The sequence below is a fragment of the Actinoplanes flavus genome, from assembly GCF_017592555.1.
In the GTDB taxonomy this organism is placed as follows: Bacteria; Actinomycetota; Actinomycetes; order Mycobacteriales; family Micromonosporaceae; genus Actinoplanes; species Actinoplanes flavus.
Genome location: NZ_JAGFNS010000015.1, coordinates 164,192 through 190,356 on the forward strand (window position 1 = coordinate 164,192; position 26,165 = coordinate 190,356).

General features: G+C 70.6%; 20 protein-coding genes and 1 pseudogene. 13 read left to right on the plus strand and 8 right to left on the minus strand.

The genetic code is table 11. The annotated features are described in order from the left end of the window. Positions 1-1,702 precede the first annotated feature (1,702 nt). A pseudogene (locus tag J5X75_RS23365) lies at positions 1,703-2,579 on the minus strand (serine/threonine-protein kinase); the annotation flags it as partial. Between the two features lie 101 nt (positions 2,580-2,680). Between J5X75_RS23365 and J5X75_RS23370 the strand changes: the two are divergent. The 7 genes from J5X75_RS23370 (at position 2,681) to J5X75_RS23400 (ending at position 9,916) form a co-directional block, all read left to right on the plus strand. Beyond that, positions 2,681-2,878, plus strand: coding sequence for an acyl-CoA carboxylase subunit epsilon (locus J5X75_RS23370; protein ID WP_208469630.1), 198 nt, complete (start codon positions 2,681-2,683; stop codon positions 2,876-2,878). Positions 2,879-2,993: 115 nt separating this feature from the next. Next, positions 2,994-3,380 (plus strand): hypothetical protein, encoded by a 387-nt coding sequence (locus J5X75_RS23375; protein WP_208469631.1) that lies wholly within the window; start codon positions 2,994-2,996, stop codon positions 3,378-3,380. Then, the gene (locus tag J5X75_RS23380) at positions 3,380-4,681 is read left to right on the plus strand and encodes a hypothetical protein (protein ID WP_208469632.1); all 1,302 of its coding nucleotides are present in this window, start codon (positions 3,380-3,382) and stop codon (positions 4,679-4,681) included. Before J5X75_RS23375 ends, J5X75_RS23380 begins: the two co-directional genes overlap by 1 nt. Beyond that, positions 4,682-5,818 carry a type VII secretion-associated serine protease mycosin gene (gene mycP, locus J5X75_RS23385; protein WP_208469633.1) on the plus strand — a complete coding sequence of 379 codons (1,137 nt, stop codon included), beginning with the start codon at positions 4,682-4,684 and terminating at the stop codon, positions 5,816-5,818. Between the two features lie 572 nt (positions 5,819-6,390). After that, positions 6,391-7,005, plus strand: a complete 615-nt coding sequence (locus J5X75_RS23390) for a Maf family protein (protein WP_208469683.1) — start codon at positions 6,391-6,393, stop codon at positions 7,003-7,005. A 159-nt stretch (positions 7,006-7,164) separates the two neighbouring features. After that, positions 7,165-8,910, plus strand: a complete 1,746-nt coding sequence (locus J5X75_RS23395; protein WP_208469634.1) for an acetyl/propionyl/methylcrotonyl-CoA carboxylase subunit alpha — start codon at positions 7,165-7,167, stop codon at positions 8,908-8,910. A 304-nt stretch (positions 8,911-9,214) separates the two neighbouring features. Continuing rightward, positions 9,215-9,916 (plus strand): DedA family protein, encoded by a 702-nt coding sequence (locus tag J5X75_RS23400; protein ID WP_208469635.1) that lies wholly within the window; start codon positions 9,215-9,217, stop codon positions 9,914-9,916. Here the strand turns inward: J5X75_RS23400 and J5X75_RS23405 are convergent. Continuing rightward, positions 9,843-11,243 carry an NAD(P)H-quinone dehydrogenase gene (locus J5X75_RS23405; RefSeq protein ID WP_208469636.1) on the minus strand — a complete coding sequence of 467 codons (1,401 nt, stop codon included), beginning with the start codon at positions 11,241-11,243 and terminating at the stop codon, positions 9,843-9,845. The two genes, J5X75_RS23400 and J5X75_RS23405, sit on opposite strands and share 74 nt — an antisense overlap. Positions 11,244-11,342: 99 nt before the next feature. Between J5X75_RS23405 and J5X75_RS23410 the strand changes: the two genes are divergently transcribed. Next, positions 11,343-11,804, plus strand: a complete 462-nt coding sequence (locus J5X75_RS23410) for a gamma-glutamylcyclotransferase (RefSeq protein ID WP_208469637.1) — start codon at positions 11,343-11,345, stop codon at positions 11,802-11,804. Between the two features lie 114 nt (positions 11,805-11,918). Next, on the plus strand, positions 11,919-13,115 hold the full coding sequence (locus J5X75_RS23415; RefSeq protein WP_208469638.1) for an acyltransferase family protein: 1,197 nt from the start codon (positions 11,919-11,921) through the stop codon (positions 13,113-13,115). Here the strand turns inward: J5X75_RS23415 and J5X75_RS23420 are convergent. After that, entirely contained in the window at positions 13,112-14,077 is a 966-nt protein-coding gene (locus tag J5X75_RS23420) for a GNAT family N-acetyltransferase (RefSeq protein ID WP_208469639.1), read from the minus strand. The two genes, J5X75_RS23415 and J5X75_RS23420, sit on opposite strands and share 4 nt — an antisense overlap. Before the next feature lie 217 nt (positions 14,078-14,294). Here J5X75_RS23420 and metG point away from each other — a divergent pair, with 217 nt between their 5' ends. Further along, the gene (gene metG, locus J5X75_RS23425) at positions 14,295-15,728 is read left to right on the plus strand and encodes a methionine--tRNA ligase (protein ID WP_208469640.1); all 1,434 of its coding nucleotides are present in this window, start codon (positions 14,295-14,297) and stop codon (positions 15,726-15,728) included. 20 nt (positions 15,729-15,748) lie between these two features. Here the strand turns inward: metG and J5X75_RS23430 are convergent, their stop codons facing one another. The 3 genes from J5X75_RS23430 to J5X75_RS23440 are packed head-to-tail and all read right to left on the minus strand — an operon-like array spanning position 15,749 to position 18,072. Continuing rightward, complete coding sequence (locus J5X75_RS23430) at positions 15,749-16,486, minus strand: SCO6745 family protein (RefSeq protein WP_208469641.1); 738 nt, start codon at positions 16,484-16,486, stop codon at positions 15,749-15,751. A gap of 46 nt (positions 16,487-16,532) precedes the next feature. Then, entirely contained in the window at positions 16,533-17,438 is a 906-nt protein-coding gene (locus J5X75_RS23435; RefSeq protein WP_208469642.1) for a hypothetical protein, read from the minus strand. Position 17,439: 1 nt separating this feature from the next. Then, positions 17,440-18,072: an MBL fold metallo-hydrolase gene (locus J5X75_RS23440; protein WP_208469643.1), complete on the minus strand. Its 633-nt coding sequence runs from the start codon at positions 18,070-18,072 to the stop codon at positions 17,440-17,442. Positions 18,073-18,180: 108 nt separating this feature from the next. On the opposite strand from J5X75_RS23440, the gene J5X75_RS23445 reads away from it, so the two are divergent. Further along, positions 18,181-19,122 (plus strand): DUF4349 domain-containing protein, encoded by a 942-nt coding sequence (locus J5X75_RS23445; RefSeq protein ID WP_208469644.1) that lies wholly within the window; start codon positions 18,181-18,183, stop codon positions 19,120-19,122. Positions 19,123-19,314: 192 nt separating this feature from the next. Here the strand turns inward: J5X75_RS23445 and J5X75_RS23450 are convergent, their stop codons facing one another. Next, positions 19,315-20,571: an amidohydrolase gene (locus J5X75_RS23450; protein ID WP_208469645.1), complete on the minus strand. Its 1,257-nt coding sequence runs from the start codon at positions 20,569-20,571 to the stop codon at positions 19,315-19,317. 217 nt (positions 20,572-20,788) lie between these two features. Then, positions 20,789-22,354 carry an acyl-CoA mutase large subunit family protein gene (locus tag J5X75_RS23455; RefSeq protein ID WP_208469646.1) on the minus strand — a complete coding sequence of 522 codons (1,566 nt, stop codon included), beginning with the start codon at positions 22,352-22,354 and terminating at the stop codon, positions 20,789-20,791. A gap of 206 nt (positions 22,355-22,560) precedes the next feature. Here J5X75_RS23455 and J5X75_RS23460 point away from each other — a divergent pair, with 206 nt between their 5' ends. Next, positions 22,561-24,501, plus strand: a complete 1,941-nt coding sequence (locus J5X75_RS23460) for a serine/threonine-protein kinase (protein ID WP_208469647.1) — start codon at positions 22,561-22,563, stop codon at positions 24,499-24,501. A gap of 23 nt (positions 24,502-24,524) precedes the next feature. Continuing rightward, a complete protein-coding gene (locus tag J5X75_RS23465; RefSeq protein WP_208469648.1) occupies positions 24,525-26,165 on the plus strand; it encodes a phospho-sugar mutase in 1,641 nt (546 codons plus the stop codon).

Consider the following 26,165-nt stretch of genomic DNA (forward strand, 5'->3'; position numbering starts at 1 on the left):
ACCCGCCGCACCACGTGCTGAGCGCCGCCGCTGATCGAGCGGAAGTACTCCTTGTCGGCCGCCTTGTACCCCTTGAACTCGACCCTGGTGGGGCCGGACTCGTCGTACCCACCGGTGTTGTCCTGATCGTGGTACTGCACCGGGTCCATGCCGGTGTCGACGATGTCGAGACGGATCTGCCGGAGGTCGTCGCCCCACTCGAAGGTGCGCCCGCCACCGACGGCGCCACCCGCGTTGCTGGCATCGTCCGGGACCGGAAGGGCGTAACCGGAGCCCTTGTAGAGCCGCCAGCCGTCCGGAAGCCCGGCCGGGGTCGGCGAACTCGACGGCGCCGGGCTCGCGGAGGTGCTCGCCTTGTCCGGCGACTTCCCGCCGCCAGGCTGCTGCGCGGTCGGCGACGCACCGGCCCCGGCCTGCGAGACCTTCTTGCCGTCGCCGTCCGAGCCGAACGCCTGCACCAGGATGATGCCGACGAGCAGCACGAACGTCATCACGATGCCGAGACCGACGGCCGCCTGCCGGCGGGTCAGGGTGGTTCCGAAGATCGTCACCCCACCGGTACGGCGGGCCGCCGGCCGCAACTGCATCGGGGTCCACGCCGGGCGCGACGGCCGGGCGAACTCCGGCACCGTCTCCATGCCGCCCACCCGGGTGGCGTCCGTCACCGGGCGCCGCCGCGGCGGGACGCTGACCACCGAGGTGCGGTCGTCGTCCAGCGCCAGCATGGTGGTCTTCTCCTCGGCCGGCGCGGCCAGCACCGAGGTCATCTCCTCCACCGCGGGGCCGGCCTCGGCGGCCGGCGCCAGCAGCGTCGTCTTCTCTTCCGGTACGGGTGGGGCCGCGGCCGCCGGTGCGGTGGCCGTCTCGGCCTCGGCGGGCGTGTCCGCCTCCGCGGCCGGCTCCTCGGCCGGCCCGGCCGGTTCCTCGGCCCGCGCGGCCGGTTTCTCCGCCTCCGTCCCGGCATCGGCGGGCGGCTCGTCGGACCCGGCCTCCACCGGCGCGACCTCTGCCTCGGCCGGCTCGTCGGCCGTCGCCTCGGACGCGGGCTTCGACTCCGATCCGGTTTCGTCGCCGGTGACCGGCTCGGCGGTCTCGTCGCTCGTCGCCGTCTCCGGCTCGGAACCGGCGTCGGTGACGGTCGCGGCCTCGGCCGGTGTCTCCTCCGGCCCGGTCGTGGGCGCCTCGGTGCGCGGGGTCACGACCGGGTAGCCGGCCGTGGCCTGCGCCAGCGAGCGCTCGTGCTCCGGGGCGGCCTGCTTACGCCGGTGGGCGGCCACGTCGGCGGCCGTGAAACCGGTGCGCAGCGCGTTGGTGGGCGCGGAACCGCTCGCCATCGACGACGGGGTGCCGGCCGGGCCGCTCCGCGGTGCGGTCGGGGGCGCCGGTCGCGGGCCCGAGGAGGAGTCGCGGACCGGAGGCGTGTCGAGGCGCGTGGGGTCCAGGGGTTTGCCGTCCCGGCCGACCGGCGGAACCTGGCCGCCGACCTGGGCCTTGCCCTGCGCGAAGGGCGCCGGACGACCGTCCGCGGCCGGCTGCTGCGGCTGGCCCGCCGGACGATGCGGCTGGCGGCCGTCGGCGGCCGGCGGCTGGGCGACCGGCGGACGCGGATTGGGCACCACCGGCGCCGAACCGGTGGCGGTGCCCCACCCGGAACCGGGCAGCACCGGCGGACCACCGGGACCGCTCGGCAGCGACGGCCGCTCCCGGCCCACACCGGGCCGGCGCATGGTCGGGCTCATCGGGAACGAGATCTTCGCCCGGCGGCCGGCCGCGCGGTTCAGCAGGCGCTCGGCCTCCTCCGCGTTGATGCGGTGCGCGGGATCCTTGCGCAGAAGCCCGTTGAGCACCGGCTTCAGCGGACCGGCGTTACGCGAGACCGGAACGTTCTCGGTGGCCAGGGCGGCCAGGGTGGCGATCGCCGACGGGCGGGCGAACGGCGACTGCCCCTCCACCGCGGCGAACAGCGTGGCGCCGAGCGACCACAGGTCGGCCGCCGGGCCGGCCGTGCCGTCCCGGGCGCGCTCCGGAGCGATGTACGCCGGGGAGCCCAGCACCAGGCCGGTCCGGGTCACGTTGGGGTCGCCCGGCACGGTGGCCAGGCCGAAGTCGGTGAGCACCACGCGGCCGTCGGCGCCGAGCAGGACGTTGCCCGGTTTGACGTCCCGGTGCACCACCCCGTTGCGGTGGGCGGCACGCAGCGCGTTGAGCACGCCGAGGCCGATCTCCGCGGTGCGCAACGGGTTGAACGGCCCGTCGGCGGCCAGGGTGTCCTGGAGCGATCGGGACGGAACGTACTCCATCACGATCCAGGGATCGGCATCCGTGCTGAGCACGTCGAAGACGCGCACCACGTTGATGTTGTTGAGCCGGGCGATGGCGCGCGCCTCGCGAAGGGAGCGCTCGCGCATCTCCTGCCGCTCGGCCGGGGTCAGCCCCGGCGGCGGCACGAGCTCCTTGATCGCCACTTCTCGGTGCAGGACGACATCGGCCGCCCGCCAGACACGTCCCATCCCGCCCTGACCGAGCGGCGCGACGAGCCGGTACCGATCAGCGACAACGAGTGGGGGAGAAGAAGACATCACGCAGAAAATACCTGGTTCTGTCGAGCGGCCGCGAATTGATCAGCCGAGTGTGGGACGCGTGTCACCGGATCTCCGGCCACCCGTCGTACGCTCGGCTGATGAACGAGGAACCGCTGGTCAGCGTCGTAAGAGGAAGCCTAGACGATCATGAGGTGGCGGCGCTGGTCGCCATCCTGACATCTCGATCTACTTCGGTCAATTCTCGTACTACCCCCCAAGCCGTCTCAGACTGGATCCGATCAGCACACCCCGCCGGACGGCCCCGGAACTGGCGCACCTCGGCACTGCCCCGCTGACCGTCGTCCACAGGGGGCGGAAGCCCGGCTCGTGATTCGCTAACCTCTCTGAGTCACGAGCTGCCGATCGACGGGAGGACGCGCGTTGTCCGAAGCCAGGGATTCCGCGGGGTGGTTGGGCAATGTCGACTACACCGACTTCGGCGCCATCGAGGCGGACCTCAACGCCATGGAGCAGTTCGCGGCGAAGCTGAAACAGGACATCGAGCAGAACTACGTCCCATACGCGGACGCGGTGAGCAACACGATGATCAAACGGCTGCCCGACACGGATTTCTACGAACTGCACCTGTTCCTGTACCGGCACGACCAGGTGCAGATCGCCACCCAGATGAACGTCGCCGGCTACACCGACGGGACGTACAAGTTCGCCAGCGCCGCGAACGGCATCAGCGAACAGTACCGGGGCTCCGACGCGTTCTCCCGGGCCAAGGTCGCCGACGTCGAAGCCCAGTTCAAAGACACCGGGGAGACCTCGGAACCGTTCACCGGAGGCGCGTGATGGCAATCGAACCCGGCGGCGGCGTCAGCGGCACCAGCTGGAACGGCATGAGCGTCGACGCCATGTGGGAGCTCATCCGCGACCACGACAGCGCCCCACACCGGGAGATGGGCGACGCCTGGTTCAAGTCGGCCCAGCTTCTGGAAAACCACGTGAGCCAGGTCCGGTCGTACCGCGACAGGTTGGCCGAGGCCTGGCCCCCGGAGAAGAGCCGGGCGGCGTACGCGTACATCGAACGCCTCGAGCAGCTGATCATCAGCCTGGAGGAGACACGGCTCGCCTCCAACACCAACTGGCGTGTCCTGACCACCACCATCGAGGCGGTCGAACAGGCCAAGGAGAAGGTCGCCGGCATCCAGAAGGAGTATGCGGACAACCGCGACAAACTCCAGAAGTTCGAACAGGCCAAGAACGAGACGGCCCTCGCCACCATGGACCCGCTGCCGACGACGCCCCCGGTGCCGTACAGCCGCCAGGACGACCTGACCACCCAGGCCCGGCTCACGATGCAGTCCCTCTCAGCCGAGTTGGCCGCCGCCCAGTCCAACTTCATAGCCCCCAAGCCGTATTCGCCCAGAAGCGGATGGGACAACAACTTCGACTCGTTTGACTCGGGCGGCGGGGCAAGCATCCCGACTGGGATAACACCGGCCTTCTCACCCCGATCGCTTACTCCGACAAAAGCATCGAATCCCCCCATATCCGGCGCCAAGAAGGCACCTGAGAACCCGAGCAACGAGAACACCAAGCAGCCGCAAACACCGAAGCCGTCCGCACCTGGCCCAATCCTCGGCGAAGCGAAGCCGCAGCCTCCTTCACCTACGACGGGATTGCCGACAACTCCAACGACGGTTTCGCCCACCACCAATTCACCTGGCCCATACACGATCTCCCCGGGTATCCCTTCAACCTCTACTACGCCCCCACGCCTTCCGGTCACGACAAGCCCTCCGGTTGGGACATTCCCACCCGGTGGCACTCGCGGCACCATTGCGCCCAATAGTGGGATACTCGGCGGGCCGTCTTCTGGGGTGATTGGCGGCTCTCCATCTGGCCGCGGCGGCCAAATGGGAGGCTCCACACGCAGCACCCCCAAAGTAAATCCTGTGGGCGGCATGATCGGACAAGGCACAGGCTCAGCCGCGCACCCGGGGCGGCGCTCGTCTACCCGACAGAATGAGGAAGCTTCTCATCGCTGGGACCCGGATAATCCCTGGGAGACAGCAGAGGGCACCGACCCCGTATTGCTGCCTGCACAGGAGCAACGGATCGACCCCGGACCCTCAATTGGCGGCCGATAGGTGAAAAACAGCAAGAAGGCAACGGCACTTGCCTGCACTATCACTGCCGCCATCTTCAGCAATTTCTCCGCCACACCCGCTCATGCCGACGGGATTCGAAATAGCCAGTGGCACGTTGCCTACCTTAACCTAGCTCAGGCGCATAAGATAACCAAAGGAAAGGGCGTCGCTGTTGCGATTATTGACAGCGGCGTTTTTCCTCACCGAGACCTAGCAAAGAACCTAAAGAAGGGTCACGATACCGTCTCTGGTGGCGATGGCACCGGGCACGTGGACAAGGACGGCCACGGCACACATATGGCCGGCGTAATAGGGGGCCATGGGCACAACGATAACGACGGTGTCATTGGCATCGCTCCCGATGTCCAGCTTATCCCAGTTAAAAGTATCGGCGTCGTCGACAATGGGCTCGGTCTCGAAGCGGGGATAAAATGGGCGGCCGGCGAGGGTGCAGATGTAATAAACGTCTCGACTGGCGGCCCACAATCAAGAGGAATCAATGAGGCAGTTGCTGCAGCGATAGCGGCTGACTCGGTCGTCGTCGCGGCGACGGGGAACAAGTCTGAGACCTTAAAACTTGGTTTTCCTGCGGCAATTCCGGATGTGCTCGCCGTCGCCGCCACAGACAGAAACGGCAATTTGGCGGAATTCTCGGTAACTGGCCCCGAGGTTGACATTTGCGCCCCTGGCGTGGAGATCACTACGACCGACCTGAACAACAGGTACGGCAAAGGAAGCGGGACGTCGGAGGCTACGGCGATTGTTTCGGGGGCGGCTGCTCTGGTGCGGGCCAAGTTTCCCGATCTATCGGCTGCTGAGGTCATCCACCGGCTTACCGCCACGGCTGATGACAACGGGCCGCCCGGACGGGATGACCAGTGCGGCTACGGTGTCCTCAATGTCGTCAAGGCGTTGACCGCCGACGTTCCGCCACTCGAAGGTGGCACGGCCGCGACCGCGTCGGCTCAGCCTTCGGCGGCTGCGCCGTCGGTGGCGAGTTCCTCGGCCGCGACGGACCCGGAGACCGAAGCGGACGAATCCAACCTTCCGGTCATCGCCAGTGTCGCTGGTGGGATCGCCGTCCTCGGGGTGCTTCTCGCGTTCCTGGTCCGCCGGCGACGGAAGCCGACCGCATAGCCGGAGAACTCCAGGGCAGCCAGGGATCTGTCCAGGCCTGCCGATCTTGCTCAGCTGGCCGTGAGTGCTGTCTCAGCACCGTTGAAACAGCACTCATGGCCAGCTGAGCAGTTCCGGCTGGCGGTCAGCGCTGTATCGAACCCTGAAAGCACTCACGGCCAGCTGAGCAGTTCCGACTGGCGGTCAGCGCCGCCTCGAACACCCTGAAACAACACTCACGGCCAGCTGATCAGCACCGGCTGGCCGTCAGCGCTGCCTCGAACACCCTGAAACAGCACTCACGGCCAGCCGGACAGGATCGGCCGTAACGTGGGGACACCGGAATCGGACACGCGCGCCGGTGCGCACGGTTGGGCGCATGGGCGGGGGCACACGAACGACCCCGGGTAGGCGGGACCGCGCTCCGCCCTTCGATGATCCGGGAGACGGCCCACCCTGACCGCCGGGGTGCGGCTGGGGACGGGCGCTGAGCTGCACGGTTTGTCGGAGATCACCGCTGAAACGCCGTGCTCGAGCACCCTTCTGCACGCCTGCGGCTTGTAGGCTCGTCTCCCGTGCAGAGCGTGCAAAGCGTGCAGACCGACATCGTGTACCGCCTGGTTCTCGCCTCGGCCAGTCCCGCGCGGCGGGCGCTGCTGACCGGCGCCGGGATCGACGCCGAGGTGATCGTCAGCGGCGTGGACGAGAGTGTCGTCGAGGCCGATGACGCCTATGGGACGAGCCTCGCCCTGGCGCGGATGAAGGCGCGGACGGTCGCGGCCACGCTGCCCGCCGATCCGGGGGCGCTGGTGCTCGGGTGTGATTCGGTGCTGGCTTTCGACGGCGCGGTGTTCGGCAAGCCGGCCGACGCCGAGGAGGCGGCCGAACGCTGGATGGCGATGCGCGGCCGGTCGGGGGTGCTGCACACGGGGCATCACCTGACCGGGCTGGTGAGTGGTCTGCAGGCGGAGGCGGTCGGCATGACGACGGTGCATTTCGCCGATGTGAGTGACGCCGAGATCGAGGCCTATGTCGCGTCGGGTGAGCCGTTGCACGTGGCGGGCGCGTTCACATTGGACGGCCGGGGCGGGGCTTTCGTGGAGCGGATCGAGGGTGACCCGGGCAACGTGATCGGCCTGTCGTTGCCGCTGCTGCGCCGCCTGCTCGCCGAGATGGGTGTTCCGATCACCTCGCTCTGGCGGCGCTGAGCCGCGCCCGGCGGCCGAACCGGACGACGCGGCCCGACGCCCATCCAGCGAGACGAATCGGGACTAACTTAGCGGCGGATTTCCACAGCCCGGGAACGTTGCAGAACAGTGAAGATCGATCCCGGCGGAACCACCTGAGGAACCGTTAGGCTCTACCCCGTGCGGAAGATATTGATCGCCAATCGCGGCGAGATCGCCCTCCGGGTAATCCGGGCCTGCAAGGACGCCGGCCTCACTAGCGTCGCCATCTACGCCGACAGCGACCGGGACGCGCCACACGCGCGGGCGGCCGACGAGGCGTTCGCGCTGGACGGTGAGACGGCCGCGGACACCTATCTCCGCATCGACAAGGTCCTGGACATCGCGGCCCGCAGCGGGGCCGAAGCGATTCACCCGGGCTACGGCTTCCTGTCCGAGAACGCCGAGTTCGCTCAGGCCGTACTGGATGCGGGTTTGATCTGGATCGGTCCTTCGCCGCAGTCGATCCGTGACCTGGGTGACAAGGTGACGGCGCGGCACATCGCGCAGCGTGCGGGCGCGCCGCTGGTGCCGGGCACCCCCGAGCCGGTCGCGGACGCGGCCGAGATCGTCGCGTTCGCGCAGGAGCACGGCCTGCCGGTGGCGATCAAGGCGGCTTTCGGTGGCGGTGGCCGGGGGCTGAAGGTGGCTCGCACGATCGCGGAGATTCCGGCGCTGTTCGAGAGCGCGACGCGGGAGGCGGTGGCCGCTTTCGGTCGTGGCGAGTGTTTCGTGGAGCGCTACCTGGACCGTCCGCGCCATGTGGAGGCGCAGGTTCTGGCCGACATGCACGGCAACGTGGTGGTGGTCGGCACTCGTGACTGCTCGTTGCAGCGCCGCCACCAGAAGCTGGTGGAGGAGGCGCCGGCGCCGTTCCTGAGCGACGACCAGCGGAGCAAGATCCACGACAGCGCGAAGGCGATCTGCCGGGAGGCCGGCTACCACGGCGCCGGCACGGTGGAGTATCTGGTGGGCCAGGACGGGACGATCTCGTTCCTGGAGGTGAACACGCGGTTGCAGGTGGAGCACCCGGTCAGCGAGGAGACCACCGGCATCGACCTGGTGCGGGAGCAGTTCCGGATCGCGGCGGGCGAGCCGCTGCCGTTCACCGAGGACCCGGCGCCGCGCGGCCATGCGATCGAGTTCCGGATCAACGGGGAGGACGCGGGTCGCAACTTCCTGCCGGCGCCGGGCACGGTGACCGCGCTGACCTGGCCATCCGGGCCGGGTGTGCGGGTCGATTCGGGGGTCGAGCAGGGCGGTGTGATCGGCGGCAACTTCGACTCGATGCTCGCGAAGATCATCGTGACGGGCGCGAGCCGGGCCGAGGCGCTGGAGCGGGCCCGCCGGGTGCTGGACGAGACGGTGATCGAGGGCATCGCCACGGTGCTGCCGTTCCATCGCGCGGTGGTGCGGGACGAGGCGTTCACCGGCGAGCCGTTCACGGTGCACACCCGCTGGATCGAGACCGAGTGGGTGAACGAGGTGCAGCCGTTCGCCGCGCCCGCCGCGCCGGGCGAGGAGGCGGGCGAGCGCGAGACCGTCGTGGTCGAGGTGGGCGGCCGGCGCATCGAGGTGCGACTTCCCAAGACCCTCTTCTCCGGTACGGGGCCCGCGGCCCCCAAACGCGGTGCGTCCCGTCCTCGCGGCGGCGGCGCGCAGACCCGGGTCAGCGGCGGCGGCCTGACCGCGCCGATGCAGGGCACCATCGTGAAGGTCGCCGTGCAGAACGGTGACGAGGTGGCCGAGGGCGACACCATCGTGGTGATCGAGGCCATGAAGATGGAGCAGCCGTTGCAGGCGCACAAGGCCGGCACGGTGGCGGGCCTGTCCGTCGAGCCGGGCGCCACGGTGACCGCCGGCACGGTGATCTGCACGATCGACTAGCCGTCACGGGTTCGCCGCCTGCGGCGTTCTCTGGAGGGGCCCGGGGTTTCCCGGGAGCGGGCCGTCGATACGGGACCTACCGACGGCCCGCGGCCGCGCGCCGTCGTGCGGCGGGGCCGATCCCACCGTACGCCGGGGATCGGCCACCCGCGAAAAGCGGGCGCGCAAGGGTGGCTTCTCGCCGTAGCGTGTCCGGCATCACGACGGACCGTGCCCGGCGGAAGCGCATTCTGAACACAGCGCACTCTCAGGCGGGTTCACGCACAATGCCGGGAGTCCTGAAAGCCGCGAGGTGGCCCGACCTATGACCGAAATGCTGACCATGTTGGCGATCCCGGCGTGGGCCTACCTGGCCTTGTTCGCGTTTCTCGCGGTCGACGCGCTGGTGCCGGTGGTACCCACCCAGGCCATCATGATCACATCAGGGGCGCTCACCGTCTACGGCGATCTCGATCTGGCCGCGGTGGTCGCGGTCGGCGCGGTCGGCATGTTCACCGGTGACCTCACCGCCTTCGTGCTGGGCCGGTCGACCGGTGCCCGGCTGAGCGCGCTGCGGGACAGGTTCGCGCCGCGCAACGAGGAGAGCGAGTCGAGGACCCGGCGCGCCGCCGCCCGGTTCACCCGTGGCCTGCGGCGGCCGGGCCCGCTCGTGGTGCTGCTCTGCCGGTTCGTCCCGGGCGGCCGGATGGCGGCCGGCTACCACGCCGGCCGGTCCGGCTACCCGTTCAAATACTTCATCGGGTACGACGTGGCGGCCGCACTGAGCTGGGCCTGCTACGGCGGGCTGGTGGGCCATCTCGGGGGCACCGCGATCACCCAGTCCGCGTGGCGCCTGTTCGCCGTCGCCGCGACCGCCGCGGTCATCTTCGGCACCGCCGGCTGGGTCCTGGCCCTCTTCGGCGGCCGCGACCCGGCGGCCGCCGAAGAGACGGCTACTGGATCTCGTGCTGCATCAGCTGACGCGCCGCCTCGGCGATGGAGCCGGAGAGCGACGGATAGATCGTGATGGTGTGGGCCAGCTGATCGACGGTCAGGTTGTTCTCGATCGCCATGGTGATCGGCAGGATCAGTTCGCTGGCCTTGGGTGACACCACGACGCCGCCGACGATCTGGCCGGTGGCCGGGCGGCAGAACAGTTTGACGAACCCGTCCTGGAGGCCGGCCATCTTGGCCCGGGCGTTGCCGGTGAGCGGGAGCATCACCTGGCGGGCCGGGAAACGGCCGGAGTCGACCTCGTTCTGGGAGACGCCGACGGTGGCCAGCTCGGGGTCGGTGAACACGTTCGCCGACACGGTCCGCAGCCGCAGCGGGGCGACCGCCTCGCCCATGGCGTGCCAGATCGCGATCCGGCCCTGCATGGCGGCGACGCTGGCCAGCGGCAGCACGCCGGTGCAGTCACCGGCCGCGTAGATGCCCGGCACGTTGGTCCGGGAGACCCGGTCCACGGTCACGTAGCCGCCGTCGGAGATGTCGACGCCGTACTCCCGCAGGCCCAGAGCGGCCGTGTTGGGGATGGCGCCGACCGCCATCAGGGCGTGTGACGCCTCGACGGTGCGCCCGTCGGAGAGGGTGACCAGGACCCCGTCGCCGGTGTTGACCACCGAGTCGCCACGGGACTGGCTGAGGATCGTCATGCCCCGTTCCCGGAACACCCGCTCGATCGCCATGGCGGCGTCCGCGTCCTCGTGCGGCATGACCCGCTCGCGGCTGGAGATGAGCGTCACCTTCACACCCATCGCCAGGTACGCGCTGGCGAACTCGGCGCCGGTCACACCGGAACCGATCACGACCAGGTGGCTGGGCAGTTCCTCGAGGTCCCACACCTGCCGCCAGTCGAGGATGCGCTCCCCGTCCGGGCGGGCCGACGACAGCACCCGCGGGGTGGCGCCGGTGGCCAGGAGCACGGTGGTGGCCTCCACCGGGTACGTCTCCGCGCCCTCCGGGGTGATCAGCACCTGGTGGGTGTGGCCGAGCCGGTCCTCTCCGAGGCGGGCGCGGCCGCGGACGACGTTCACCCCGGCCTTGATCAGCTTGGTCTGGATGTCACCGGATTGGGCGAGGGCGAGCTTCTTGACCCGCTCGTTGACCGCCTTCGCGTCGACGGTGACCCCGGACAGGCCGGACGACCGGATCCCGAAGCGCTCCTCGTAGCGGAGCCCGGTCACCACCTCCGAGCTGGCGATGAACGTCTTGGACGGCACACAGTCGGTCAGCACACAGGCTCCACCGGGCCCCTCGGCTTCGACGAGAGTGACGTCAGCGCCGAGCTGCGCCGCGACCAGAGCCGCCTCGTACCCTCCCGGTCCTCCACCGATGATCACGATCCGACTCACGACTAAAGACCTCCAAAAGCGGCATCCAACGCCGAACAGTTGTGCCGACACGCACTCCTCATATTCTCACCACCGCCCGCTAGGACTATCGTCGTCGCCGTGCGTCACTACGCCGCGTATGGCTCGAACCTGGATCCCGCCCGCATGCGGGCCTACTGTCCGCACTCGCCGATGGTCGGCGTGGGGTGGATCGAAGGCTGGCGCCTCACCTTCGCCGGTGAGGGAGAAATCGGCTGGGAGGGGGCGGTGGCGACGATAGTCGAGTCGCCCGGCGACCGGGTCTTCGTCTCCCTCTACGACGTTCACGCGTGGGACGCGTCACAGCTCGACGAGATCGAGGGCGTGACCGCCGGGGCGTACCAGAAGGTCACCCTGCGTGTATCGACGCTCGACGGTGAGGTTTCCGCCTGGGTGTACGTCTTCGCCGGGTACGAGGGTGGTCTGCCGACCGCCTGGTACCTGTCGGAGATCGCCAACGCGGCGGAGAAGGCCGGAGCGCCCGATGACTACGTCGCCGATCTGCGCGGTCGGCCCACCGGAACGGCTTCTCCGGAGATCTAGGCGGGTCGGTGGGCGAGACCGTTCTCGCCTACCGCCCAATCGACGGTTGTACTACTGTTCGCACTTCCGTCACTCTTCCGCCTTCTCGCAGAAGTTGATCTCACAAATATGCTCATGAAAGGCCTCAGGGCCGACCCCACGGCCCCGCTGCCGAAGCGCCTGGACTCCCTGACCAGCCTGCGGTTCTTCGCGGCTTTCGCGGTCTTCACCCACCACTTCACCGGACTGGGCGGCAAGACCGGTTTCGGTCGTTCCGAGGCCATCTTCCCGTTCTCGGGTATCGGCGCGCACGGCGTCACCTTCTTCTTCGTGCTCTCCGGCTTCCTCATGATGTGGGTCTTCAAGCCGCGCGAGAGCCCGCTGGTGTTCTACTGGCGACGGGTCGGCCGGATCTGGCCGGTGCACCTGGTGGCGCTGCCCCTGGCCATCTACGCGTTCTACGTCGCGGCGAAGGTGGACATCGACTGGCCCAGCCTGATCTCGTCGGTGTTCCTGGTGCAGACCTGGTTCCCGGACGTCACGCCCACCCTGCCGGGCAACCCGGTGACCTGGACGCTCAGCGTCGAGCTGCTCTTCTACGCGCTCTTCCCGCTGGTCGCCCCGTTCGCGGCCCGGATGCGGACCCGCTGGCTGATGGTCGCCACGGCGGTCGGCCTGTTCAGCATGTACCTGGTCAACTGGATCGCCGACGCGAACCTCGAGCCGGCCATGGCCCGCTGGGTGATGCGCCACCCGCTGGTGTACCTGCCGGAGTTCCTGCTCGGCATGACCATGGCGCTGGCCCTGCGGCGCGGCTGGCGGCTGCCGCTGCACCCGGTGGTCCCGCTGGCCGGCCTGTTCGGCTGGACCTACCTCTACTACCAGGAGCGGTGGCCGTTCTCCGACGTGGTCGAGCACCAGATGGAGTTCGCCATGCGCCCGGTGGTGGGCGTCCTGTCGGCCCTGATCATCCTGGCGTTCCTCCAGCGTGAGGCGCGGGGACATCAGGGCATCCTGAACAACCGGCTGCTCGTCTCGCTGGGACTCTGGTCCTACAGCTTCTACCTGATCCACCACGCGATCAGCCGGCTGGCGACCTACGAGTACGGCCGGATGCCGGACAACGACGCGGTGCTGTTCACCCTGATCGGGATGGCCGTGGTCATCAACGTGATCTGCTGGGCGCTCTTCACCTACGTCGAGGAGCCGGCCGAGAAGTGGTGGCGCAAGCACACCCCGAAGCGGTGGCTGGACCGCGGTGGGGAGACCGGCGGCAGCGCCCTGCCGCCGGCGCCCCGGCGGGACTCCGAAACGGCCCCCGTCTCCGTCTAGCCGGCCGCCTTGATCTCGGTCCGGTACACATTGGCCCGGTAGAGCGGGGTCATGCCCACCTTGAAGTAGAGGCTCGCGGCGTCGGTCGGGTTCGCCAGATCGACGCCGAGCCCGGCCTTCGGGCGGCCTTTGGCGGCATAGACGGCGAAGGCCCGCCGCAGCAGCGCCTCGCCCACCCCGCGCCTGCGGAAACCGCGGAGGGTGGCCAGGTACTTCACGTAGCCCTCCTCGGTGTCGCCGCTGCCGTCGGCCGACTGGAGCACCCCGGCGATCTCGCCGTCCACCTCGGCGACGAGCCACTCGTCGAACGAGAGCGAGGACTCGGACTCGAACTGGGCGCGCCAGCCGTCGTACCCCATCGCGGGGTGATCGGAGTCCCGGAAGGCCTCCTCGATGACCGCGTGGAAGCGGCGCATCTCGGCCTCGTCGCCGGAGTCGACCGCGCGGACCGTGACGCCGGCCGGCGGCTCGGGCGCGACCGGGGAACAGCCCTCGAGCGACATCTGCATCCGGGCGAACTGCTTGAGGAAGGTGAAACCGGCGTCGGTCAGCGCCGCGATCAGGTGGTCCTCGCCCGGGATGGCGCCGGACCGGACCTCGTAGACCTCGTGGCCGAACTCCCGGGCCCGCTCGGCGATCCGCTCCATCAGCATGGCGAGCAGCGGCCGCAGCGCGGGCAGGCCGATCTCCGGCCAGAAGTAGACGTTGGCCATGTCCCGGGCCCGGCCGGTCCCGTTGTACGGGTACGCCCAAGCGACGATCTTGCCGGAGGGGTCGAGGGCCAGCCAGGAATCCCTGTCCAGATCCGTGTTCGGCGCGATGAGCTCCTCACGGACCTCGTCGCTGGTGAAATCGGGTTCGCCCACCGCGGCGATGTCGCTGGCGTGCACCACCTCGAGAATCGCGGGAATGTCGTCGAGGGTGGGCCGGCGGGTGGTCCAGCCGCTGGGGAGTTCCGTCATTCCGGCATCCGACCACGCTCCCGACCCCACCGCCAAACGAGTTTCCGTCTCTTCGCCGCCCGCCTACCATGGCCGCATGCAGCCGCACCGCGAATCGATGACGCGCCCCGTCCCGGGGCTCCTCGCCGTGCGCTGACCATTCCACGCGACCAGGCCCTGTCCGCCGGGCCTGGCTTCGCCGTCTCCCGCCCGGACCGGGCCACCTCAGGAGACGATCATGAACTCTCTCTACGTGACGACCGCGATTCCGTACGTGAACGCCGCCCCGCATCTGGGTCACGCCCTGGAGCTGGTGCAGGCCGACGTACTGGCCCGGCACGCCCGGCTGCGGGGCCGCCCGGCACGCTTCCTGACCGGCACCGACGACAACGCGCTCAAGAACGTCACCGCGGCCCGGGCCGCCGGGGTGGACGTCCGCGAGTTCGTGGACCGCAACGCGGCCCGTTTCGCGGCCCTGCGTGAGCCGTTGTCGCTGTCCTTCGACGACTTCATCCGTACCGGCGTGGACCCCAGGCACCGGGCCGGCGTCGAGCGGCTGTGGCGGGAGTGCGCGGCCGCCGGAGACCTCTACCGGCGCCACTACGCGGGTCTCTACTGTCCCGGCTGCGAACAGTTCTACGCCGCATCGGAGCTGCCCGACGGGCTCTGCCCCGAGCACCGGGTGCGACCCGAGACGGTGGCCGAGGAGAACTGGTTCTTCCGCCTTTCCCGGTACGCCGATCGGCTGCTGGAGATCCTGGAGTCCGGCCGGATCCGGATCGAGCCGGCCGCCCGGCGCAACGAGGTGCTGGCGTTCGTCCGGGCCGGGCTCACCGACTTCAGCGTCTCCCGTCCGGCCGCCCGCGCCGCCGGCTGGGGCATCCCGGTGCCCGGTGATCCCGGCCAGGTGGTCTACGTCTGGTGGGACGCGCTGGCCAACTACGTGACGGCGCTCGGCTACGGCGGCGGCGACCCGGACTACCGGCGGTGGTGGGACGGGACGGGTGAGCGTACGCACGTGATCGGCAAGGGCATCGTGCGGTTCCACGCCGTCTACTGGCCCGCCCTGCTGCTCTCGGCCGGGCTGCCGCTGCCCACGACGGTGCTGGTGCACGACTACCTGACCGTGGACGGAGCGAAGATCGCCAAGAGCGCCGGCAACGCGGTCGACCCGGCCGGGCTGATCGACCGGTACGGCACGGACGCGGTCCGCTGGTGGCTGCTCCGCGACGTGGCCCGGCTCGGTGGGTCCGACTTCACCGCCGAGCGCCTGATTCACCACGCCGACACCGATCTGGCCAACGGGCTGGGCAACCTGGTCAGCCGTACGCTGACGCTGACCCGGGGCGGGATCGCCGCGAGCCCGCCACCCGCCTGGTGCACGGACCTGCCGGCGCGGATCGACCGGGCCCTGTACGACTTCGACTTCCGGGCGGCCACCGGTGCGATCCGCTCGGTGGTCGACGAGGCGAACCGGCTGATCGAGGCGGAACAGCCGTGGAAGGGCGGTGGGGAGGCGACGCTGGCCACCCTGACCGGTGTCTGCCGGCTGGTGGCCACCGAACTGGAACCGTTTCTGCCGGACGGCGCCCGGCGTCTCCGGGAGCAGCTGAACCGGCCGGGCCGCCCGAAGCCGGTCTTCCCCCGGCTGGCTCAGCGGACGAGGCGGTGACCCACCGGGCCGCTCCCGGCTCAGCGGACGAGGCGGTGGCTCAGTGACTCCAGCAGGCCGGCGAACTCGAGGCGCTCGGCCCGGTCCAGGGCCGAGTACGCCTGCCCGGCCATCGCGTCCGCCACCGCGTCGGCCCACAACAGGCGGCGCAGCAGCGGGCCGGCCGGCGGGTAGGGCGGCTGCCAGCCGAACGCCACCGCCCCGGTCTCGCCCTCCGGCCCAGCGATGATCGCCTCCAGCGGGGTGAGGCCGGCCGCCCGGACCGCGATCACGTGGATGCCCTGCCGGTGTTCGTGCAGCAGGTGCAGCAGGACCGCGGCCTGCGCGCCGGGTTCGGTGTTCGGCACCGGCATGGCCTGCCACGCCGCGAAGAGGGTGAGCCCGGCCGGGTCGATCCGGTCCACCACCCGGCGGGACAGGTCGAGCAGCCGGGTCAGGCGGGGGAAGCCGCCCAGGTTCTCCGTGCCCCAGTCGCAGAGCTCGACCAGGTGCCAGGTGGCGACCTCGGCCGGGGCGTGCGTCTTCACCGTGGCCTCCCAGCCGTCGGTGACGGCCTCCGGCGCGATGAAGGCCAGCGCCGCGGCCACCGTCTCCGGCCGGACGTCACCGAGCGCGCCGGCCCGGGCCGAGACGTGGTACGCCCAGCCGGAGAGCCCGAGGAGCCGGGCGCGGCGCAGTGTCCGCGGTGATTCGGCGAAGGCGCCGACGATGACGGCGAGTCCCGCGCGGGCGTTGGCGGCGGCCTGTTCCGGGGTCACCTGCCCGATTCTGCTCCCCTCGACCGTCTAAAGAAAACGCTCCCCGCTATCGATGCAGGTCGTCCAGAGCCGCCTGCACGTCACCTACCCGGCGGCGGGCCTCCGCGGCCTCCCGTTCCGCGGTCCGGCGGGCCGCCTTGCGCCGGGCCACGTCGGCCACCGCCTCGGTCCGCCGTCGCTCCAGTTCGGCCAGTTCGGCGTCGAGGTCCTCGACCAGGTGGCCGGCTTCCCGCTCGGCGTCCTCGGCGCGTTCGAGTTGCCGGTCGGCGCGCCGTTCGGCGGCGGTGGCGGCGTTCAGGTCCCGCTCCAGTTCCCGGCGGCGGCGCTCGATCCGCTGCGCCTGCTCCCGGCGCCGCTGGTCGGCCTCCGAATGGTCCGGCGCGGCGGAGGGATGGTCCGGCGCGGCGGAGGGACGGCCCGGCGCGGCGGACGGCTCGTCGGGTGAATCGGTGACCAACCGCAGTCGCGGCCGGGGCACCTCACCGAACCCGGAGTGGCTGACCGCCCGGATCAGCCGCCCGGTCCGCACCTGTTCGGCGATCTCCGGCTCGGCGAGTGCCGCCGTGAACGTCGCCTCCACCTCCCCGAGCGGCAACTTGGCGGCTCCCGCGCCGGCCCCGACGGCCAGTTTGCGGGCGGCCGCGACCAGCGACGACACGAACTGCCGCCGCTGCGTCGACAGCTCCCGCAACTCGTCGCCCCGCAGTTCCCGCTGCGCCGCCCGCAACGCCGTGGCGAGCTCGACCAGTTCCTCGATGAGTTCCGGTCGCCGCAGCGCCACCAGGTTGACCACCCAGGCCGCCACGGTCGGCTTCTTCAGCGCGGCCAGTCGTTTCGCGGCCTCCCGGTCGCCGGCCTGCCGGGCCGCCGCGATGGCTTCGGCCCGGGCGGCGACGAACCCGTCCGGCGGCGCTTCGTACAGCCGCTGGGTGACGTCGTCGGCGTGCAGCACGTCAGTCCAGCACGCTGCCCGGCTCGACCCGGGCGAACCGGGTCTCCGAGAAGCTTTCCAGGTGTTTGCCGTAGACCGCCGCACCGCGCTCGTTGATCAGCCCGTCGTGCAGCGCGAAGGCCCGCTCCGGCCGGATCCCGCGGACGAACTCGAGCGATTCGGCGATGGTCGCCCACGGCGCGTTCAGCGGCACGAACAACGTCTCGACGGCGACGTCCGGCGCCACGAAGGAGTCACCCGGGTGGTAGAGGTTGGCCCCGCCGTCGTCGATCAGGAAGCCCAGGTTGGCGAAGACCGGGACGTACGGGTGGATGATCGCGTGCTGCCCGCCGAAGGCCCGGATCCGGTAGCCGGCCGCCTCGAACTCCTCCCCCGGCGACACGGCGGTGGTGGCCTCGTCGACGTCGGTGAGCAGTTTCAGCACCGCCGGATGCGCGAAGATCCGCAGATCCGGGCGCCGGGCGACGGCCGCGGTCACCGCCTTCACATCGAGGTGATCGAAATGTTCGTGGGTGATGAGCACCGCGTCCGCGCCGTCCAATACCGACGCTTCGGAGAATTCGCCCGGATCGACGACGAGGACTCCCGCGCCCTCGACGCGTAGGCAGGAGTGCGTGAACTTCGTGACGCGCACGGGATCCCTCCGCTGCTGATTTGTGACCGCTCATCTCGCAGTCTGCCGGAACCGAGACGTGTGTGCTTCACGTCCCACGGTCAGTGAAGACATGAGATCGGAGCTGCCATGCATAAACGGGGACTCACGGCGACAATCCTTCTGGCGGGCCTGCTGCTCGCCGGTTGCGGCGCCGGCAACGAATCACAATCGGACAGCAGCGGATCGGCGGCCAAGCCGGCGGTCGGCGAAGGCGGCCGCGCGGCCGACCAGGCCGGCGGGGCGGCGCAGGAGCAGAACGCCGCGCCGAACGAGGGCAAGGACAGCACGGCGCAGGCGCCCGACCTGCGGATCGACCAGCGCTCGATCATCTACACCGGGTCGATCACCCTGCGGGTGGAGGACGTCACCTCGGCGGCGGCCCAGGTCACCGGCATCGCCGCGGCCTCCGGCGGGTTCGTCGGCGGCGACGAGCGGCACAGCGGCGACGGCACGTCGACCGCGAACATCACGTTGCGCGTCCCGGCCGACAAGTTCACCTCCGCGGTGGACCAGATCGCCAAGCTGGGCACCGAGGAGACGCGGGGCATCAACACCGAGGACGTCACCGAGCAGGTGGTCGACCTGGACGCCCGGATCTCCGTGCAGAAGGCCCGGGTGGAGAGCGGCAAGCGCCTGCTCGCCGAGGCGAAGAACCTCGACGACCTGGTCATGCTGGAACGCGAGGTGGCCACCCGCGAGTCGGACCTGGCCGCGCTGGAGGGCAAGAAGCGGCGGTTGTCCGACCTCACCTCGCTCTCCACGATCACCGTGGTGCTCCTCGACCCGGCCGCGGCCGCCGTGGAGCCGGAGGAGGAGCCGCCGGGCTTCCTGGCCGGTCTCGCCGGCGGTTGGAAGGCGCTGATGGTGTCGCTCGGCGTGCTGCTCACCATCCTGGGCGCGCTGCTCCCGTGGATCATCGCGATCGGCGTCCCGGCCTGGGCGATCATGCACCTGCTGCGGCGTTACCGCCGCCGTAACACCCCGGCGCTGGTCACTCCCCCGGCCGAGGCCCCCGCGTCAAACCCCTGATCCGGTACGCAAACGCATACTGGCTCCCTGATGCGTGGAAGCGGGACAGCCACACCCGCAAAACGCCGCCGGTGAGGAGGCACGTGATTTCTCGACGCCGCGGGGTTTGCGGCGGCGGGAAATCGCCTGCCTCCTCACCGGTTACCAGGCGTTTTGCCGCGGAGCGAAGCGGAGCCGGTTAAAAGGAGCCGGTCAAAAAGAACCGGTCGCAAGGGCGGCCAAGGCGGTGTGGGCCATCACCCGGACGCCGTAGCCGATGCAGCTCTCGTCCACGTCGAAGTCGCCCTGGTGCAGGTCGTGCCGGACGTCGGAGCCGGGCCGGCCGGTGCCGAGGCGGATCATCGCGCCGGGGACGTGTTCCAGGTAGAAGGCGAAGTCCTCGCCGCCCATGCTGAGCTCGGCCTCGACCACCCGGTCCGGGCCGAGCGCGGCGCCCGCGGCGCCCGCGATGACCGCCGACGCCATCCGGTCGTTGATGACCGGCGGAACGCCGCGGATGTAGTTGACGTCGACCTCGGCGCCGGTGGCCGCGACCACGTCCTTGATCAGCCTGGTGATCAGCTCGGGCGCCTCCCGCCAGGCCTCCCGGCTGAGGACCCGGACGGTGCCGCGCACCTCACCCGCGCCGGGGATGGCGTTGAACGCCTGCCCGGCGTGCACCGAGCCCCAGACCAGCGAGATGCCGGCGCGCGGGTCGATCCGGCGGCTGAGCAGCGCGGGCACGTCGACGATGATCCGGCCCAGCGCGTGCACCAGGTCGGCGGTGAGGTGCGGGCGGGCGGTGTGCCCACCGGGGCCGGTCAGCTTGACCTCGACGGCGTCGGCGGCCGCGGTGAACGGGCCGGAGCGGACCCCGACCAGCCCGGCCGGCAGCTGCGGGTAGCAGTGCAGCGCGAAGATGGCGTCGACGTCCTTGAGGCCGCCCGCGGCGATCACCTCGGGCGCGCCGGACGGCATCGCCTCCTCGGCCGGCTGGAAGAGCAGCCGAACCCGGCCGGGCAGCAGATCCTGCTCGTTGAGCTGCGCCAGCGCCATGCCGAGCCCGAGCATGACGGTGGTGTGCACGTCGTGGCCGCAGGCGTGGGCCTGCCCGTCGACGGTGCTGCGGTAGGACACGTCCTTGAGGTCCTGCAACGGCAGCGAGTCGATGTCGGCCCGGAAGGCGATGGTCCGCGGGCCCTCGCCGATGTCGCAGATGACACCGTTGCCGCGCGGCATCAGCTGCGGGGTGAGGCCGGCCACGGAGAGTTCCCGGGCGATGAGCGCGGCGGTCTCGAACTCGGAGTGTGACGGCTCCGGGTGAGCGTGGAGGTGCCGGCGAATGGCTACCAGCTCGGCCCCCCGCGAGGCGAGCCAGCGGTCCAGCCGGCCGGGGAGGGGGTCGGACCCGGGGAGTTGCCCGGGCCACGCCGTATCGGCGCCCTCGGGCGCCTCCAGAGCAGTAGTCACGTCAGGCTTCCGTATTCACTCTCGAAGTTTTGTCGGGTTCCACGACGCGCGACAGCTTAGTCCGGTTTTTGGTGACGCTGTGCAACGGTCGTGTAAACAGCTGCTCACACCGTTCCGGAGGCCGGGCGGGCCCACGGGAGATCGTCCCGGCCCGCCAACCTCAACGGGTAGTGGATCGCCGAGGTGACGCGACACACTACGAGTACGTCGTCCCCGGTCAGAAGCGCTCGACGGGGCGGTGAACGCCCCATACCCCGCGGAGGGTGTGACACACCTCCCCCACGGTCGCACGGAGCCGCAACGCCTCTTTCATCAACGGTAGGACGTTCACACTTCCGGCGGCGGCCTTCGCGAGATCTGCCAGCGCGGCCTGTACGGCCGGCTCGTCCCGTTCGGCGCGCAGCTTCGCGAGGCGGGCCACCTGTGCGGCCTCGATCGCCGGGTCGACCTTGAGGGGCTCGTACTTCTCCTCCTCCTCGACGGTGAACCGGTTGACGCCCACCACCACGCGCTCGCCGGCGTCGATCTCGGTGGCGATCCGGTACGCCGACGCCTCGATCTCGTTCTTCTGGAAGCCCGCCTCGATGGCCTCGACCGACGAGCCGAACGCGAAGACCCGGTCGATGAGCGCGGTCGCCTCCTTCTCGACGGCGTCGGTGAGCGCCTCCACCGCGTACGAGCCGGCGAACGGGTCGACCGTGCCGGTCAGGCCGCTCTCGTAGGCGAGCACCTGCTGGGTGCGCAGGGCGAGCCGGGCCGACTTCTCGGTGGGCAGGGCGATCGCCTCGTCGTACGAGTTGGTGTGCAGCGACTGGGTGCCGCCGGCCACCGCGCCGAGCGCCTGGATCGCCACCCGGATCAGGTTGACCTCCGGCTGCTGCGCGGTGAGCTGCACGCCCGCGGTCTGGGTGTGGAACCGCAGCATCAGCGACTTCGGGTCCTTGGCGCCGAACTCGTCGCGCATGATCCGCGCCCACATCCGGCGGGCCGCACGGAACTTGGCGATCTCCTCCAGCAGCGTGGTCCGGGCTACGAAGAAGAACGACAGCCGGGGCGCGAAGTCGTCGACGGCGAGGCCCGCGGCGATCGCGGCCCGGACGTACTCGATGCCGTTGGCCAGCGTGAACGCGACCTCCTGCGCGGGCGAGGCGCCGGCCTCGGCCATGTGGTAGCCGGAGATCGAGATGGTGTTCCACTTCGGGATCTCGGCCTTGCAGTAGGCGAACGTGTCGGCCACCAGCCGCAGCGACGGCTTGGGCGGGAAGATGTACGTCCCGCGGGCGATGTACTCCTTCAGGATGTCGTTCTGGATGGTGCCCTGGAGCGCCGTGCCGGGCACCCCCTGCTCCTCGGCGACCAGCTGGTAGAGCAGCAGCAGCACCGACCCGGGCGCGTTGATCGTCATGGAGGTGGACACCTGGTCCAGCGGGATGCCGGCGAAGAGCTGCCGCATGTCGTCGATCGAGTCGATGGCGACGCCCACCTTGCCGACCTCGCCGTGCGCGATCGGATCGTCGGAGTCGTAGCCCATCTGGGTGGGCAGGTCGAAGGCCACCGAAAGGCCCATCGTGCCGGCCGCCAGTAACTGGTGGTAACGGGCGTTCGACTCGGCCGCGGTGCCGAACCCGGCGTACTGCCGCATGGTCCACGGCCGTTTCGTGTACATCGTCGGATAGACGCCGCGCGTGTAGGGATAGTGACCGGGCTCGTCGGTCCCGGCGCTCACCGGCACGTCAGCAGGGCCGTACACCGGTTTGATGGGGAACCCTGACTCTGCATTCACACGGGTGATCCTAAGACTCGTTAAGGCCGCCGACGGTGAGGAATTTGCCACCCTGCGTTCGCCCGGAAGCCACCCTCGGCCACTCGGCGACTACCCACCGTCGAAGTGTGGTTAACAGTGGCTCAGGAACTTTCGTTCTCGGGCAACCTGCGGGCAAGATAGCGGGGTTGGTCGACAGCCCCTATACCCCCTCGGTGGCATCCTCAGTGACTCAGATTCCGACGTGGAGCGGCGGCAACACGGCTCCCCCCAACGGACGCGCCGCTCCGGGCACGCTCATCGGCGGGCGGTACACGCTGCGCGCCGCGGTGGGTCACGGCGGCATGGGAACGGTGTGGCGGGCGGCGGACACGCTGCTGCGCCGCGACGTGGCGATCAAGGAGGTCATCCTTCCGCCCGGCCTGGCACCGAGCGACCGTGACGCGATGTACGAACGGACCATGCGCGAGGCCCGTGCCGCGGCCGCGCTCCAGCACCCCGCCGTGGTGCAGGTCTACGACGTCGTGCACGAGAACGGCCGCCCGTGGATCGTCATGGAGTTGCTGGACGCCCGCAGCCTCGCCGACATGGTCATCGAGGACGGGCCGGTCCCCTCCCGGGTGGTGGCGAAGATCGGTATCGCTCTGCTCGGCGCCCTCGAGGTGGCCCACGCGCACGGGGTGCTGCACCGCGACGTGAAGCCGGCCAACGTTCTGATCTGCGGTGACGGCCGCTGCGTGCTGACCGACTTCGGTGTCGCCCGGATGCCCACCGACGTGCAGCTGACCACGCCGGGCATGGTGCTGGGCTCGCCGCACTTCATCTCCCCGGAGCGGGCCATGGGCCACGACTTCGGCCCGCCCAGCGACCTGTTCTCGCTCGGCGTCACGCTCTACACCGCGATCGAGGGCCGGCCGCCGTTCGACAAGGGCGACCCGATCGAGACCATGCACTCGGTCGTCGAGGACCCGCCCGCCCCGGTGGTGCGGGCCGGCTCGCTCACCCCGGTGCTGATGGGCCTGCTGGAGAAGGACCCGGCCCGGCGGATGGACGTGCAGACCGCCCGGACCATCCTGCGGCAGCAGCTGGCCGGGCCGCTGGCCAGCAAGAACCCGCCGCACATGATGACCGACCCCTATTCGGTGGTGCCCTCGCCGCGGCCGGTCAGCCCGGCCCCGGCCGAGACGCAGCAGATCCCGCCGCAGCCGACCGGTCAGATCGGCGGCCGGGCCATGCTGGCGCCCGGCGAGTCGCTCACCGACCACCTGGCCAAGCTGGAGCAGCAGAACGGCGGCGGCCGCCGTCGCGCCCCCGAGCCGGTCGCGCCCACCGGGCCGGCCGTGAGCATGCCGACCGGCGCGATGCCCGCCCACAAGCTGCCCGACGGCGGCCGGTCCGCCGGTGGCGACACCACGAGCGTCATCCCGCCGCAGAACCCGTGGCAGGTCCCGCCGCCCGGTGGCGCGCCCCGCCCCGGCACCGTGGTGGTCAGCCCGGCCGCCAAGCGCCGGGCCGTCATGGAGAACGTGGTCGGCACGGTCAAGGAGGGCGCCGGCAAGGCGGTCGCCACGTTCCGGGGCTGGCCGCGCAACAAGCAGCTGATCTCCGGTGGCGCGGCCGCCGCCGTGGTCCTGATCCTGGTGCTCGTCGTCGCCCTGAGCGGCGGCGGCGACCCGAAGACCACCCCGTCCGCCGGTGGGCCCACCAGCGCCCCGCCCGCGCCCGCGGTGGAGACGCAGGCGTACAAGGGCAACGCCGCGGTCAGCGTGAACGTGCCGGCCGGCTGGACCCGCGCGGCCGGCGGCGTCTACGTGGAGTACTACGAGCCCTCGGACAAGACCACGAAGGTGCGGGTCCTGGTGGAGAAGGGCTCGGTCGACCCGGCCAAGTTCGTCAGCCAGACCGCCCCGACGGGCCTGAAGAAGGGCAAGACCTGTCCCGACCCGTTCGTCACGGTCGGCACCCAGCAGGTCGACGTCTCCGGCAACCCGGGCGCGGAGCTGGAGTACACCTGCGGCGAGGGTGCGGCCATGCGCCACGGCATCTGGCGGATGACCACGGTCAACAACAAGATGTACTCGTTCTACCTGACCACCACCGACGCGAAGTTCACCGAGTACCGGAAGTACTACGACGCCATGGTGGAGAGTTTCCAGCTCAGCCTGTGACGCTCCTGTGCTATCAATCCCTGATGGCACCACAAGTTGATGTTGACCTGATCGCCCGGGCCGAGGCCTGGCTCGCCGACGACCCCGATCCGGCGAGCCGGGCCGAACTGCGTGCGGTAATCGACGGTCTGCCGGCCACCGCCGCCGAACTGCTCGACCGCTTCGCCGGCCCGCTCACCTTCGGCACGGCCGGTCTGCGCGGCCGCCTGCGCGCCGGGCCCAACGGCATGAACCTCGCGGTGGTCACCCGGGCCGCGGCCGGCCTGGTCGGCTGGCTGGCGGCGAACGGCGGCGAGGGCCCGCTGGTGATCGGGTACGACGCCCGGCACGGCTCGAAGGACTTCGCCGAGCGGACCGCCCGGGTCGCGGCCGGCGCCGGGCGCGGGGCGGGGGTGGGGGGCGGGCCGCGGCCGGCACCGGGCGGGGCGTGCGCGGTCCGCGCTCTCGGCGCGGTCGCCGGGGTGATGGTGACCGCCAGCCACAATCCGCCCCAGGACAACGGCTACAAGGTCTACCTGGGCGCGGCCCTGGGTGGTCCGGCCGGCGACGGGGCGCAGATCGTCCCGCCGGCCGACGCCGGCATCGAGGCCGCCATCCGGGCGGTCCCGAGCGTCGCGTCGGTCCCGCTGGGCGGTCCGGGCACCCTTCTGGGCGCCGAGGTGGCCCAGGGGTACGTGCGCGGCGCGGCCGCCGTCCTGGACCCGTCCGGCCCGCGTGACCTGACGATCGCGTACACCCCGATGCACGGGGTCGGCGGGTCGACGCTCGCCGAGGCGTTCGTGGCGGCCGGTTTCCCCGCCCCGGCGATCGTCGCGGCGCAGGCCGAGCCGGATCCCGAGTTCCCGACCGTGGCGTTCCCGAACCCGGAGGAGCCGGGCGCCATGGACCGGCTGCTGGCGCTGGCCGCGGAGCACGGCGCCGACCTGGCGATCGCGAACGACCCGGACGCCGACCGCTGTGCGGTGGCGATCCCGGGGCCGGACGGCTGGCGGCCGCTGCGCGGTGACGAGCTGGGCGTGCTGCTCGCCGATCACCTGATCCGCCGGGGCACTCCCGGCCTGTACGCCACCACGATCGTCTCGTCGTCGATGCTGGGCCGTCTGTGCGCCGCCCGTGGCGTGCCCTACGCCGAGACCCTGACCGGCTTCAAGTGGATCGTCCGAGCCGCCGACGACCTGGCGTTCGGTTACGAGGAGGCGCTCGGCTACTGCGTGGCCCCGGCCCTGGTCCGGGACAAGGACGGCATCACGGCGGCGCTGACCGTCGCCGAGCTGGCCGCCGGTCTGCGGGCGGAGGGCCGCACCCTGGCCGGCCGCCTCGACGAGCTGGCGAGCGAGCTGGGCCTGCACGCCACCGACCAGCTGTCGGTCCGGGTGGACGACCTCGCCGAGATCGGGACGGCGATGGGCCGGGCCCGGCGCAACCCGCCGGCGGCGCTTCTCGGGGCGCCGGTGACCGAGACGACCGACCTGCTGCCGGAGAACGACGTGCTGACCTTCCGCACCGCCACGACCCGGGTGGTGATCCGGCCGTCCGGTACGGAGCCGAAGCTCAAGGCGTACCTCGAAGTGGTCGTCGAGGGTGACCCGGCGACGGCCCGCACCCGCGCGGCGGCGGATCTGAAAGCTCTTCGCGCCGAGATCGCGGCAACGCTCGGCGTCTGA

Excerpts from the sequence above, each read along its gene's own strand:
- J5X75_RS23370 (WP_208469630.1), top strand. The coding sequence starts at position 2,681 with ATGAACGAGGAACCGCTGGTCAGCGTCGTAAGAGGAAGCCTAGACGAT.
- J5X75_RS23380 (WP_208469632.1), top strand. The coding sequence starts at position 3,380 with ATGGCAATCGAACCCGGCGGCGGCGTCAGCGGCACCAGCTGGAACGGC.
- J5X75_RS23400 (WP_208469635.1), top strand. The coding sequence starts at position 9,215 with ATGACCGAAATGCTGACCATGTTGGCGATCCCGGCGTGGGCCTACCTG.
- J5X75_RS23415 (WP_208469638.1), top strand. The coding sequence starts at position 11,919 with ATGAAAGGCCTCAGGGCCGACCCCACGGCCCCGCTGCCGAAGCGCCTG.
- J5X75_RS23420 (WP_208469639.1), bottom strand. The coding sequence starts at position 14,077 with ATGACGGAACTCCCCAGCGGCTGGACCACCCGCCGGCCCACCCTCGAC.
- metG (WP_208469640.1), top strand. The coding sequence starts at position 14,295 with ATGAACTCTCTCTACGTGACGACCGCGATTCCGTACGTGAACGCCGCC.
- J5X75_RS23445 (WP_208469644.1), top strand. The coding sequence starts at position 18,181 with ATGCATAAACGGGGACTCACGGCGACAATCCTTCTGGCGGGCCTGCTG.
- J5X75_RS23465 (WP_208469648.1), top strand. The coding sequence starts at position 24,525 with ATGGCACCACAAGTTGATGTTGACCTGATCGCCCGGGCCGAGGCCTGG.